This window comes from Dietzia sp. IBK-p2-16D, assembly GCF_057773085.1.
Genome location: NZ_JBYMTL010000003.1, coordinates 288,908 through 301,866 on the forward strand (window position 1 = coordinate 288,908; position 12,959 = coordinate 301,866).

Below are 12,959 nucleotides of genomic sequence, written 5' to 3' on the forward strand. Positions count from 1 at the left end.
TCTCAAGCTATCGTCGCTGGTCAGCCGCGGCGCGGTGCGGTGAAACCCACGGCCTGGTAGACCTGCGAGAGGACCGGGCTGGCCACCGCGCGGGCACGGTCCGCGCCGTCGGCGAGGATCCGTTCGAGCTCGGCGCGGTCTGACATGTACTCGTCGAACCGGCCCCGCAGTGGGGTCACGAACGCCTCGAGCGCATCGGCGGTGTCGGTCTTCAGCGCCCCGTATCCCGCGCCGGCACTCTGGTAGTCGGCCACGATGTCGGCGATCGGCCGGCCGGTGAACGCCGACTGGATCGCCAGCAGGTTGGACACGCCCGGCTTCATCTCGCGGTCGTATCGGATGCTGCCGTCGGAATCGGTGACCGCGCTGCGGATGCGCTTGGCGGAGACCCTGGGATCGTCGAGCAGGTTGACGATGCCCTTCGGGTTCTCTCCGGACTTGCTCATCTTGGCGGAGGGGTCCTGGAGGTCGTAGATCTTGGCCGAGCCCTCGAGGATCTTGCCCTCCGGCACCACGAAGGTCTTCTTGTATCGGGAGTTGAACCGCATCGCCAGATCGCGGGTCAGCTCGAGGTGTTGACGCTGGTCCTCCCCCACCGGCACCAGGTGCGGGCGGTAGAGCAGGATGTCGGCGGCCATGAGCACCGGGTAGGTGAACAGGCCCACGGTCGTGCCGTCGGTGCCCTGCTTGGCGGCCTTGTCCTTGAACTGGGTCATCCGGGCGGCCTCGCCGTAGCCGGTGATGCACCCCAACACCCATGCCAGCTCGGCGTGCTCGGGCACGTGCGACTGCACGAAGAGCACCGAGCGTGCGGGGTCGACGCCCAGCGCGAGCAGCTGCGCGCAGCCGCGGTACACGCGCTCGCGCAACTCCTTGGGGTCCTGCTTCACGGTGATCGCGTGCAGGTCGGGGATGAAGTAGTACGCGTCGTAGTCGTCCTGAAGCTCGACCCACTGCCGCACGGCACCCAGGTAGTTGCCGAGGTGGTACGAGTCGGCGGTGGGTTGGATGCCGGACAGGACACGCTGGCGCTTGGCGGGAACTGCGGAGGAGGACTGCTCAGACATGGCGTTCATCTTCCCACGTCGCCGACCACCCACCGCTCACGCCCTCGCGCGGGCGGTCGCCGCGGCGTCAGCGGCCGGAGGGCGGCGCCATCTCCGGCGGAAAGCCTCCCGTGGCGATCGGTCCCCAGTCATCGATGGCCACGCGGATGAGGCACTTGCCCTGCCGCACCATCGCCGCCCGGTACTCGTCCCAGTCGTCGTGCTCCCCGGCGATGCTGCGGAAGTACTCCACCAGCGGCTCGACGGCCTCGGGCAGGTCGACGATCTCCGCGGTGCCGTCGAGGTGGACGTACGGGCCGTTGAAGTCATCGGAGAGCACGCACACGCTCACGGCCGGGTCGCGGCGGATGTTGGCCACCTTCGCCCGCTGAGGATAGGTGGCCACGACGAGTCTGCCCTCGGAGTCGACACCGCAGGTCACCGGCGAGGTCTGCAGACCGCCGGACGAGCGGCGCGTGATGAGGACGGCGCGGTGCCGGGGGCGGACGAAATCGTCGAGGCCGGCTCGATCGGGACGTTCGGCGGTCGCATACTTCGGCATGGTGCCGAGGTTACGGACCCGTCCCCCTCGCGGCATCCGCGAACGCGGGCCCGGACGCAGTGGTCGACCTCGTCGTCGTCGTCGTCGCCTTCTCGCCCGTCCCTACTCGTAGACGACGGTGACCGGCGCATGGTCGGACCACCGTTGGTCGTAGGCGCCCGCCCGGTCGACGCGATCGGACACCGCCCGGTCGACGAGCCCGTCGGAGACGACGTGGTAATCGATGCGCCAGCCCGCGTCGTTGTCGAACGCCTTGCCGCGCTGACTCCACCACGAGTACGGGCCGATCTCGTCGGGGCGGCGATACCGCACGATGTCGGTCCACCCGCTGCCGTCGGCGAAGACGTCGGTCATCCACTCCCGCTCGTGCGGCAGGAAACCGGAACTCTTGTGGTTGCCCTTGTGGTTCTTCAGGTCGGCCTCACGGTGGGCGATGTTCCAGTCGCCACAGATGATCATCTCGTGACCGTCGCGCCCCTTCAGGTGCCCGGCCCGCTCGGCGAGATACTCGCGGAAGGTCGCCAGGAACCGGTCCTTCTCGTCCTGCTTGGGCGTGTTGGCCGACCCGGACGGCAGATAGAGGCTGGCGACGGTGACGGTCTCACCGTCGACGGCCCCGGGGTAGACGGCCTCGATGTACCGGCCGGACTCGTCGAACTCCGGGTCCCCGTGGCCGATGCGGGTCTCCGACGGTTCGTGCCGGGACAGGATCGCCACGCCGGCCCGGCCCTTGAGCGAGGACGGCGCCCCCACGAGATGCCATCCGGCGTCGAGGGCGGGAGCGAGCGCCTTGCGGGTCTGGTCCTCGTCGGCGCGCACCTCCTGTAGTGCGACGACGTCCGCCCCGCTGCTCTCCAGCCAGGGCAGGAACCCGAGGTTGGTCTCCGACCGCTGCTTGACGGCGGCGCGGATCCCGTTGACGTTGACGGTGCTGACGGTGAGGCTCACGGCCCACAGGCTACCGATCGCCGGGAACGTGACCGTTGACGCACTCGGCCGCCAATCATACATTTGGACGATCAATGTATGAATGAAGGGAACTCGGGATGCACGGAGCGACAGCGGTGGTCCTCGGCGGGAGCGTGGCGGGCCTGTGCTCGGCCGGCGTCCTGGCCCCGCACTTCGACAGGGTGATCGTGCTCGAACGCGACGAGCTGCCGCCCGGCGCCGAACACCGGCGGGGGGTCCCCCAGAGCAAGCACCCGCACTTCGTCCTCAACGCGGGTCGCCGGGCGATCGGCGCGATCTTCCCCGGGTTCGAGGAGTCGCTCATCGAGGCGGGCGGGATGCTGCTCATGCCCTCGATGGAAGCCGCCTACGGCGAGATGGACGGGTGGGGACCCCGCAAGGCCAGCACCATGACGATGATCTACTCCTCCCGGATCCTCATCGAACGCGTCCTGCGGGACAAGGTCCGCGACCTGGCGAACATCGAGATCCGTGAGGGCGCGACCGTGTCCGGCCTGTCCACCAGCGGCGGCGGGACGGCCGCCGGGCGCGTCACCGGGGTCGAGCACCGCGATGCCGGCGGCGAGACCCGGATCCTCGACGCCGATCTCGTCGTGGACGCCCTCGGTCGCGGGTCCTCCGTCCGGGACTGGCTCGCGGCCGCCGGGTGGGCCACCGTGCCCGAGAAGACCCTCGATGCGAAGGTCACCTACACCTCCCGCTGGTACCAGCTCCCGGACGCCTCGGAGCGGCCGGCGCACTGGTGGTGGAAGCACCTGGTCCTCACCCCCACCCAGGACACCGGGCCCCATCCGCAGGAGCACGAGTTCCTCTCCAACTTCTTCCCCGTGGAGGGAGACCGCGCGATCGCGTGCATGGGCTCGTGGGGACTGGAGATGCCGCGCAAGCCCGAGACGTTCGAGGCGGCCGCCGGCCGCCTCCGCGCACCCACCTTCGCCGCCGCCATGAGGGCCAGCACCCCGATCTCGGAGGTGCACCTCACCCGCGCGACAGGCAACAAGTGGCGCCGCTACGACGAGCTCGCGCACCCACCGTTGGGCCTGGTGGCCATCGGCGACGCGGCCTGCGCATTCAACCCGTTCTACGCGCAGGGCATGAGTTCGGCCGCCCGCTCGGCCGTCGTGCTCTCCGACGTCCTCGCCGAGCGCCGGGCACTCGACTCCTCGTTCACCCGCGCCTTCCTCGACCGGCAGCGCACGTCCCTCGAGGTGCCGTGGATGCTCGCCATGGCCCGCGACCAGGGCTACGACTTCGCCGAGGGCACCGAGGTCGCGCCGGCCTGGCGCCGCAAGATCATGGCGAAGGTGTCGTGGCCGGTGTTCAACGCCATCACCTCCGCCTCCCGCGAGGACGACTACGTGGAGCAGACCTTCACCGCGGTGTTCAACCTCGACAAATCCCTCAAGGAGATGATGACCGACCCCCGGTTCGTCACCGGGCTCCTCCGGCACAAGGTCCGCGAACTGTTCGGACGCACCCGCGTCCCCGGCGGGTTCGACATCCGCCTCGACCCGCCCGGCACCGACTACTCCGACCCGGCCAACCCCGTCGAGCTCGCGGCCACCCCGCAGGGCGCGACCCGACAGAATCTGGGCTGACCCATGGCGTACACCTGTGAACCCCACGCCCGGCAGGTGGCCGACTTCCTCGGCTTCGTCTGCGACGACGCGAACCCCGTGGGCGCGGTGCGCTCCCCGTTCGCCCTCGAACACTGGACGATGCCCCTGCTCGAGGTGCTCATCATCGCCGGCGCCGTCTTCGCCCTCGTCCACGCGTGGCGGCGCTGGCGACGCGACGGCGACGCGATCAACCTCGGTCTGTGGTTCGCCTCGCTGGTCTACCTCGCCGTCATCGAACCACCGCTGTACTTCCCCGAATGGTTCGGTCTGCAGGACTACGTGGGCTTCATCTTCTCCCACAACGTCTTCACCGTGCAGTTCATGTTCGACCGGCTACCGCTGTACATCGTGGCGTTCTACCCGGTCATCTCGCAGATCACCTACGAGCTCGTCCGCGCACTGGGGATCTTCGCCCGACGCGGTGCGGCGATCGGCGCGATCGCCACGGCGTTCGCCAGCCAGGTGTTCTACGAGATCTTCGACCAGCTCGGGCCGCAGCTCAAGTGGTGGGCCTGGAACCCGGAGAACATGATCAACACACCGATGTTCGCTTCCGTGCCGATGAACAGCATGTGGGTGTTCGCCTCGGTCTCGTTCGGCGTCATGGTGTGGCTTGTGGTCAAGCTCCTCGGCGGCCCCGCGCGCACCGGGACCCCGATGGGCGGCGGCTCGGTGGCCTGGCGGACGCTGCTGGCGGGCGTCCTCACCCCGGTGCTCATGGTCATCCTGGCCGCGCCCACCAGGGTGGGGGTCGACGCCGAGGGGGAAGGCACCCTCCAGAAGGTGATCCTGTGGACGTTCCTCGGAATCCTGTGGCTCGTGGGCCTGTGGTTGCTGGCCGAGGCCACCCGCCGGACGTGGCGGGGCTCCACGCAGCCGGTCGCCTCACCCGCCTTCGTCCGCCTCTACCCCGCCGCCTACGTGGTGGTGCACGCGGTGTTCTGGATCGCGGCACTCCCGGCCTTCGTCGGCGCGACGGGGGGCGTCACCGAGGCGGGCACGCCGATCGGGAACGGGTGGTACGCGCTCGCCTGTTTCGCGGTGGCCGTGTGGTTCGTCGTCGCGGCGATCCGGGCGACCCGCTCCCCGGCCCGGTCCGGGAGGGTCCCGGGCGGCGCTCCCGCCGCGACCGAGGGGCCGTCGACCCGCGAGGCCGATATGACACCCTGACCTCATGGCCAGACACGGGTGGGGCGGCCGGCCCCCGGCGGACGAGGAGGAGGCGCGTCAGCGCATCATCGACGCCACCGCTGCACTCATCGACCGTCAGGGGGTCGCCAAGACGACCCTGTCCGACGTGGCGGCCGAGCTCGGTGTGACCCGCCAGACCGTGTACCGGCATCTCGGCAACATCAGCGAGATCGTCAGCGTGGTGGCCGCGCGCGGGGCCGAGGACTTCGTGGACCGGCTCGTCTCCCACCTCGAGGGCAGCAGGTCCCCCGCCGAGGCCGTGGTCGAGGGCATCCTCTACTGCCTCCGCACGGTGCCGCACGACCCGCGCCTGAATCTGCTGCTCCAACTCGGGGACACCGCCACGTTCAACCGCGCCGCCACCTCGCCGCTGATGCTCGGGTACGGGTCGGCGATGCTCCGCCGGTTCCCGGTGCGGTGGTCCGATGCCGGGGTCGACGATGCCGACCTCGACGGTCTCGCCGAGGTCATCATGCGTCTGCTCATCTCGCTTCTCGACTCGTCCACCGATGTCCCGCGGCCGGAGGACGAGGTCCGTGCGCTGGTCGAGCGCTGGCTCGTGCCGGCGCTCACCCCGTCGTGAGTGCACACCGCGCTGAGTTCCCCGAGTCCACGCCGCGCTGAGTCCCTACTGTCCCGGGCTCACACCGTCCCCGGCTCACACCTGTTCCGACTGGTCCCGCGCCGTCCGACGCGCCGCCCAGACCGCGCCCACGAGAATCGTCAGACCGGCCGCCGCCAGCGCCGCGCCCGCGAGGGCCGGGGACGTGTACCCGAAGCCGAGTGCGATCACCGCCCCGCCGAGCCACGCACCCAGGGCGTTGGCGGCGTTGAGCGCCGAGTGGTTGAGCGCTGCCGCCAGGGTCTGTCCCCGGCCCGCGTACGTCATCAGGCGGGACTGCAGCCCCGGCACCAACGCGGACCCTGATGACCCGACGAGGAACAGCCCCACCAGCGCGGTCACGGGGTGCAGTGCGGCGACGGAGAACAGCACCAGCACCACGGTCATGGCGGAGGCGATCACGACCAGGCCCCGGTCGAGGTCCCGGTCCGCCACCACGCCCCCGAGCAGATTGCCGGCCACCATGCCGAGTCCGTAGACGGCGAGTACCGCGGGCATCCATCCGGGGTCGACCCCCGCGACGTCGACCATCGTCCACTGGATGTAGGTGTAGACGGCGAACATGCCGCCGAACCCGACGCAGCCCACGGCCAGCGTGGCCAGGATCTGAGGCCGGGCGAGCGCCGCGAGCTCCTCGCGCGCCCTGACCACGACCGTTCCGGTGGGTTCGGGGACGACGACGAAGATCGCCGCCACGGTCAGTGCGCCGATCACCCCGACCGCGAGGAACGCCGACTGCCAGCCGATCGCGTCGCCGAGCCAGGTCGCCGCGGGGACACCGATCACGGTCGCGACCGACAGACCGAGCAGGACCTGGGACACCGCCCGCGCCTGCCGACCGGGTCCGGCGAGTGAGGCGGCCACCAGGGAGGCCACCCCGAAGTACGCCCCGTGCGGGATGCCGGCGATGAACCGGGCCGCCACCAGGATCTCCGCGGACGGGGCGAAGGCCGCCGCCGCGTTGCCCGCCGTGAACAGCGCCATGAGGACGAGCAGAAGGGTGCGCCGCCGCCAGCGCGATGTCCACACGGTGAGCAGGGGCGCGCCCACCACCACGCCGAGCGCATAGGCGGTGATGACGTTCCCTGCCTGCGGCTCGGTGAGCCCGAACCCGTCGGCGATCGAGCGCAGCAGACCCATCGCCGCGAACTCGGTGACGCCGATGCCGAACCCTCCCAGCGCGAGCGCGAGGATCGCCAGCGTCACTCGCCGGGGGGTGGGAGCGGCGGGCTCGGTCACGGGCTCGGCGGCGGGGCCGGGGGTCGTGGTCACCGGAGCAGGTTACGCCCACCAGCCGGGCGGGCCATGCCGTACCAGCCCGATCAGGGGGCGGTACGCATGAGGCGCCGACCGCCGTAGACCAGCAGGAACGCGGTGACGTACATGACGATGCTGTAGACCGCGGCCGCGAGCCCGACCTCCTCGTCACCGATCACCGTGAAGGCGATGAGCAACGTGAGGGTGGTGTTCTTGATGCCGAACTCCACCGCGATCGCGATCTGCTCCGCGCGCCCCAACCCGGACAGCCACGCCAGGAGGCCGCCGAGGACGATGAGCGCGAGGTTGAGGACGATCACGGCGGGTCCGACCGTGGCGACGAGGTCGACGATCCGGTCCCGTTCGCCGAGGACGATCCCCACGATGAGGAGCACGAGTACGACGAGCCCGACCAACCCCACGAACCGCTCGACCCGGGCGGCGAAACCCGGTGTCCTGGCGCGCAGGACCATGCCGATCGCCACTGGGATGAGGATGACGCCCAGCAGGAGCCCGAAGGTCTGGCCGAGCGGGACGCTCACCTCGGCCTCGGCTGCCCCGGGGATGATCCGCGCACCGATGTCGAACCACAGCGGCAGGGTGAGGATCACGGCCACGGAGGTCAGGGCGGTGAGGATCACCGAGAGAGCGACGTTCCCCCGCGCCAGGTAGGTGATGAGATTCGACGTCGCCCCTCCCGGCGTCGCCGCCACGAGGACGACGCCGAGGGCCAGCATCGGCGAGAGGCCGAAGAGCAGGGCCACACCGACACCGACCATCGGGACCAGGACGAGCTGACCGAACAGACCCACGATCGTCGCCCACGGCGATCTGGCCTGGACCGCGAAGTCGTCCTTGGTCAGGCTCAGGCCGATGCCCACCATGATGATCGCCAGGGCGATCGGCAGGCCGATATCGACCAGGGGACTCTGATCCACGGGAACTCCTGGGGTCGCGTCGCGAGGGAGGTCCACCCCTGTGATGTGGACCACTGTCCGGTTACGCTAACCCATCGCGGTCGCCGCGGCGGCTCCGACGGGACGGGACCGTCGGAAACCCCCGGCGCGGCGTCAGCCCTCGCCGCGGGTGCGCTTGAGGTTCTCGTCCAGCGCGGCGAGGAACTCCTCGGTGGTGAGGTAGTCCTGGTCCTCCCCGACGAGCAGCGCGAGGTCCTTGGTCATCTGGCCCCCCTCGACGGTCTTGATGACGACGTCTTCGAGCTGGTGCGCGAACTCGATCACCTCGGGGGTGTCGTCGAGCTTGCCGCGGTGCTCGAGGCCGCGGGTCCACGCGAAGATCGACGCGATCGGGTTGGTGGAGGTCGGCTTGCCCTGCTGATGCTGGCGGAAGTGCCGGGTAACGGTGCCGTGCGCGGCTTCCGCCTCGCAGGTCTTCCCGTCCGGCGTGAGCAGGACGGAGGTCATCAGACCGAGGGAGCCGAACCCCTGGGCCACGGTGTCGGACTGCACGTCACCGTCGTAGTTCTTACACGCCCAGACGTAGCCGCCCTCCCACTTGAGCGCGGAGGCCACCATGTCGTCGATGAGCCGGTGCTCGTAGGTCAGACCCGCCTTGTCGAACTCCTCCTTGAACTCACGGTCGAACACGTCCTGGAAGATGTCCTTGAACGCGCCGTCGTAGGCTTTGAGGATGGTGTTCTTCGTGGACAGATACACCGGGTAACCGCGGTCGAGGGCGTAGTTGAACGAGGCGCGCGCGAAGTCCTCGATGGACTTGGTGAAGTTGTACATCCCCATGACCACGCCGCCCTCGTCAGGCATGTCCACGATCTCGTGCTCGATCGGTTCGGAGCCGTCGGTCGGCGTGTAGGTGATGGTGACCTTGCCCGCACCGGGGACCCTGAAGTCCGTGGCGCGGTACTGGTCGCCGAAGGCGTGGCGGCCGACGATGATCGGCTTGGTCCACCCCGGGACCAGGCGCGGCACGTTGGAGATGATGATCGGCGCGCGGAAGATCGTCCCGCCCAGGATGTTGCGGATCGTCCCGTTGGGCGAGCGGTACATCCGCTTGAGTCCGAATTCCTCGACGCGGGCCTCGTCGGGAGTGATGGTGGCGCACTTGACGCCCACGCCGTGCTTCTTGATCGCGTTCGCGGCGTCCACGGTGATCTGGTCGTCCGTGGCATCGCGGCTCTCGATCCCGAGGTCGTAGTACTCGAGGTCCACGTCCAGGTAGGGGTGGATCAGCTCCTCCTTGATGAACTTCCAGATGATGCGGGTCATCTCGTCGCCGTCCAGTTCGACGACGGTTCCCTGGACCTTGATCTTCGACATCGGACCCTCTTCTCCCGCCCGGCCCTTGTGGGGCCGGCGTGTCGGCTCATACGTGATGTAGGTCTCACTTTACTGCCCCGACACGGTCCGGAGCGGCCGCCGCGACGGGTAACCCCTCGTTGCAGCCGTCGAGCGGCTTAGGCTAGCCTGACCCCAGGTCATGAGTTCCAGCGACAAGCCCCGGCTCGCTGGACGGCAACCCTCCACCGCGGTGGGGTGCCCCGGGAGACGACCTGGCCCCCACCCGACCGGGTGACGGGCAAGCGCGGGTCCGCTGACGGTAAGCGGGCGGACCCTTTTCGATGAGAGGAGGGGCTCCGCCCCTATGACCTACGACAACAGCAACACGGACTGGGCCTTCGAGACCCGTCAGGTCCACGCCGGACAGCCCGTCGACTCCGACACCGGCGCCCGGAATCTGCCGATCTACCAGACCACGTCCTACGTGTTCGCCGATGCCAAGCAGGCGGCCGACCGTTTCGCGCTGGCGGAGATGGGTCCGATCTACACCCGTATCACCAACCCCACCGTGGCGGCGGTCGAGGACCGCATCGCCTCGCTGGAGGGCGGCGTCGCGGGATTGCTGTTCGCGTCGGGCCAGGCGGCAGAGACCGCCGTCATCCAGGCGATCGCCCAGTCCGGTGGCCACGTCGTCGCCTCTCCCCGCCTGTACGGCGGGACCGACACCCTGCTGCGCCACACCCTGCCCAAGTACGGCATCGAGACCACGTTCGTCGAGAACCCCGACGACCCCGCCTCGTGGGAGGCGGCCGTGCGTCCCAACACGAAGCTCTTCTACGGCGAGTCGATCTCCAACCCGCTCAACGACATCCTGGACATCCCGGCCATCGCCGAGGTCGCGCACCGCAACCAGGTCCCGCTCGTCATCGACAACACCGTGGCCACCCCCTACCTCATCCGCCCGCTGGAGCTGGGTGCTGACGTGGTGGTCTCCTCCGCCACCAAGTACCTCGGCGGACACGGCTCGTCCCTCGCCGGCGTCCTGGTCGACGGCGGGAAGTTCGACTGGCGGGTGCAGCGCGACGGCGAGGACGTCTTCCCGTCCTTCACCACCCCGGACCCGGCCTACCACGGCCTGGTCTACGCCGATCTCGGCGCGCCCGCTCTCGCGCTCAAGGCCCGGGTGACCCTCCTGCGTGACACCGGCGCGGCGGCCTCCCCGTTCAACGCGTGGACCCTCGCCCAGGGCATCGACACGCTGAGCCTGCGGGTCGAGCGCCACGTGGAGAACGCACAGCGGATCGCCGAGTGGCTCGAGGCCCGTTCCGACGTTGCCAAGGTCCAGTACGCGGGCCTGGCCTCCTCGCCCTACAACGAGCTGCAGAAGAAGCTGGCCCCCAAGGGCGCCGGCGCGATCGTCACGTTCGATCTGGCCGTGCCGGAGGGCACGTCCGACGACGACGTCAAGGCCCGTGCCTGGGCGTTCATCGACGCCCTCAAGCTGCACTCGTGCCTGGTCAACATCGGTGACGTGCGGTCGCTCGTGTGCCACCCCGCGACCACCACCCACTCGCAGGGCACCCCCGAGGCCAACGCGATCGCCGGGGTCACCCTCGCGACCGTCCGCCTGTCGGTGGGCATCGAGTCCGTCCAGGACATCATCGGCGACCTCGAGCTCGGTTTCGCCGCGATCTCCTGATCCGTCCCCCATGGTCCGCTCCTCCGATCCGCTCGCGCTGTTGCCCCCGGGCGACGGCACCCTCGGCCACGTCGCCCTCGGCGACATCACGCTGGTCACCGGTGTCGTCCTCCCGGGGGTGACCCTCGCGGTCCAGCGGTGGGGGCGGATCGCGGAGGACCGGTCCAACGTCGTCCTGGTCGAGCACGCGCTCACGGGCGACTCGCACGTCGTGGGTCCGGTCGATTCCCTGCACCCCACCCCGGGATGGTGGAACGGGCTCGTCGGGCCCGGACTCCCCCTGGACACCGACCGCTACTGCGTGTTGTCGGTCAACGTCCTGGGGGGCTGTCGGGGATCGACCGGGCCGAGCTCGCTCCACCCTGACGGCCATTACTGGGGAGCCCGGTTCCCCGCCGTCTCGGTGCGCGACATGGTCGATTCCGAGCGCGTCCTGGCAGACCTCCTGGGGATCGACCGCTGGGCGGCCGTCATCGGTGGATCAATGGGCGGGGCCCGGACGCTGGAGTGGATGGTCACCCACCCCGACCGCGTCCGAGCGGCCTGCGTCCTGGCCGTCGGTGCCCGCGCCTCGGCCGACCAGATCGGCATCCAGACCGCCCAGATCATGGCCGTGACCTCGGACCCCCACTGGCAGCAGGGCGGGTACCACGGGACCGGCCGCACGCCGGTCACCGGCCTGGGCATCGCGCGGCGCATCGCGCATCTCTCCTATCGGGGTGAGGTGGAACTCGACGAGCGCTTCGCCAACCGGCCCCAACCCGGTGAGGACCCGCGTGGCGAGGACCTGTCCATGTCGGGCCGGTTCGCCGTGCAGTCCTATCTCGATCACCAGGCGGGCAAGCTGGTCTCCCGCTTCGACGCCTGCACCTACGTACTGCTCACCGACGCGCTCAACCGTCATGACGTCGGGCTGGATCGGGGTGGCGTCGATGAGGCGCTGCGGTCCTGTCCCGTCCCGTGCGTGATCGGCGGCGTCACCACCGACCGCCTCTACCCGCTACGTCAGCAGCAGGAACTTGCAGACCTGCTCCCCGGCGCGGACCCGCTCGTGGTGATCGAGAGCCCCGCGGGCCACGACGGCTTTCTCACCGAGGACCACGTGGTGGGACCGATGCTCGAGCGCACTCTCGAACTGGCCGAGCAGGACACCACAGACCGCACCCGAGGACACGCGTGACCGAACACGACCACACTCCCCGCCCGGCCGTAATGGGCCTCGCCGGCCTCGCGGCGGGCTTCGGCGTCATCGGGATGGCGATCGGCTTCGCCACCCTCCTGGGCCTCACAGCGACAGCGACCGGCGGTCACGACACGACGGGTTTCGGACCCGCCGCCGCCACCGCCGCGTCCTCGTTCGTCATGGGCACGCTGCTCGTCGTGGGGGCCGTGCTGTTGTGGCGGGCCCATCGCAGTTCGCGCGTGGTGATCGGGACTGCCGTGGCCCTGCTCGCCCTCAGTTCGTTGGCGCGGATGGTGTTGGACAGCGTCACCTTCATCTCCGTCGTCGGCACGGTACTGTCCCTGCTCGCCCTGACGGCGATGGGGTATCTCCTCGTCTCGGACGCGGTTCGTGAGCACGTCCGCGAGGGCGTACCGCTCAGGCTCCGCTGACTCGCTCTCCTCCGTCGCGCCACCCATCGGACGTCGCGCCACCCATCGAACGTCGCGCCACCCATCGAACGTCGCGCCACCCATCGGGCGCCATGGGCAGCGCGTGATCCGATAGGTGATCCACA

General features: G+C 69.7%; 12 protein-coding genes and 1 riboswitch. Of the genes, 6 read left to right on the plus strand and 6 right to left on the minus strand.

Features of this window, described 5'->3' with window-relative positions; all coding sequences use genetic code 11:
• Positions 1–20: 20 nt before the first annotated feature.
• From trpS to AC3DE3_RS09320, 3 genes are all read right to left on the minus strand, one after another.
• Positions 21–1,067 carry a tryptophan--tRNA ligase gene (trpS, locus tag AC3DE3_RS09310; RefSeq protein ID WP_396119022.1) on the minus strand — a complete coding sequence of 349 codons (1,047 nt, stop codon included), beginning with the start codon at positions 1,065–1,067 and terminating at the stop codon, positions 21–23.
• A gap of 67 nt (positions 1,068–1,134) precedes the next feature.
• Positions 1,135–1,608: a PPOX class F420-dependent oxidoreductase gene (locus tag AC3DE3_RS09315; RefSeq protein ID WP_260486985.1), complete on the minus strand. Its 474-nt coding sequence runs from the start codon at positions 1,606–1,608 to the stop codon at positions 1,135–1,137.
• A 102-nt stretch (positions 1,609–1,710) separates the two neighbouring features.
• A complete protein-coding gene (locus AC3DE3_RS09320; protein WP_260486987.1) occupies positions 1,711–2,556 on the minus strand; it encodes an exodeoxyribonuclease III in 846 nt (281 codons plus the stop codon).
• A 98-nt stretch (positions 2,557–2,654) separates the two neighbouring features.
• On the opposite strand from AC3DE3_RS09320, the gene AC3DE3_RS09325 reads away from it, so the two are divergent.
• The 3 genes from AC3DE3_RS09325 to AC3DE3_RS09335 are packed head-to-tail and all read left to right on the plus strand — an operon-like array spanning position 2,655 to position 5,970.
• The gene (locus tag AC3DE3_RS09325; protein WP_488369773.1) at positions 2,655–4,175 is read left to right on the plus strand and encodes an FAD-dependent oxidoreductase; all 1,521 of its coding nucleotides are present in this window, start codon (positions 2,655–2,657) and stop codon (positions 4,173–4,175) included.
• 3 nt (positions 4,176–4,178) lie between these two features.
• A complete protein-coding gene (locus AC3DE3_RS09330) occupies positions 4,179–5,366 on the plus strand; it encodes a hypothetical protein (protein ID WP_488369774.1) in 1,188 nt (395 codons plus the stop codon).
• Positions 5,367–5,370: 4 nt separating this feature from the next.
• Positions 5,371–5,970: a TetR/AcrR family transcriptional regulator gene (locus AC3DE3_RS09335; protein WP_488369775.1), complete on the plus strand. Its 600-nt coding sequence runs from the start codon at positions 5,371–5,373 to the stop codon at positions 5,968–5,970.
• Positions 5,971–6,045: 75 nt separating this feature from the next.
• On the opposite strand, the gene AC3DE3_RS09340 is transcribed toward AC3DE3_RS09335, so the two are convergent.
• The 3 genes from AC3DE3_RS09340 to AC3DE3_RS09350 form a co-directional block, all read right to left on the minus strand.
• A complete protein-coding gene (locus tag AC3DE3_RS09340; RefSeq protein ID WP_260489281.1) occupies positions 6,046–7,203 on the minus strand; it encodes an MFS transporter in 1,158 nt (385 codons plus the stop codon).
• 128 nt (positions 7,204–7,331) lie between these two features.
• The gene (locus tag AC3DE3_RS09345) at positions 7,332–8,204 is read right to left on the minus strand and encodes a bile acid:sodium symporter family protein (protein WP_260486991.1); all 873 of its coding nucleotides are present in this window, start codon (positions 8,202–8,204) and stop codon (positions 7,332–7,334) included.
• A gap of 132 nt (positions 8,205–8,336) precedes the next feature.
• Complete coding sequence (locus AC3DE3_RS09350) at positions 8,337–9,560, minus strand: NADP-dependent isocitrate dehydrogenase (protein ID WP_260486992.1); 1,224 nt, start codon at positions 9,558–9,560, stop codon at positions 8,337–8,339.
• Positions 9,561–9,716: 156 nt separating this feature from the next.
• A riboswitch (SAM riboswitch) is annotated at positions 9,717–9,832 on the plus strand.
• Positions 9,833–9,885: 53 nt separating this feature from the next.
• Here AC3DE3_RS09350 and AC3DE3_RS09355 point away from each other — a divergent pair.
• The 3 genes from AC3DE3_RS09355 to AC3DE3_RS09365 are packed head-to-tail and all read left to right on the plus strand — an operon-like array spanning position 9,886 to position 12,834.
• On the plus strand, positions 9,886–11,220 hold the full coding sequence (locus tag AC3DE3_RS09355; protein WP_260486993.1) for an O-acetylhomoserine aminocarboxypropyltransferase/cysteine synthase family protein: 1,335 nt from the start codon (positions 9,886–9,888) through the stop codon (positions 11,218–11,220).
• Between the two features lie 10 nt (positions 11,221–11,230).
• The gene (gene metX, locus AC3DE3_RS09360) at positions 11,231–12,400 is read left to right on the plus strand and encodes a homoserine O-acetyltransferase MetX (RefSeq protein ID WP_488369776.1); all 1,170 of its coding nucleotides are present in this window, start codon (positions 11,231–11,233) and stop codon (positions 12,398–12,400) included.
• Positions 12,397–12,834: a hypothetical protein gene (locus AC3DE3_RS09365; protein ID WP_488369777.1), complete on the plus strand. Its 438-nt coding sequence runs from the start codon at positions 12,397–12,399 to the stop codon at positions 12,832–12,834. The genes metX and AC3DE3_RS09365 overlap by 4 nt, the downstream gene beginning before the upstream one ends.
• Positions 12,835–12,959 lie beyond the last annotated feature (125 nt).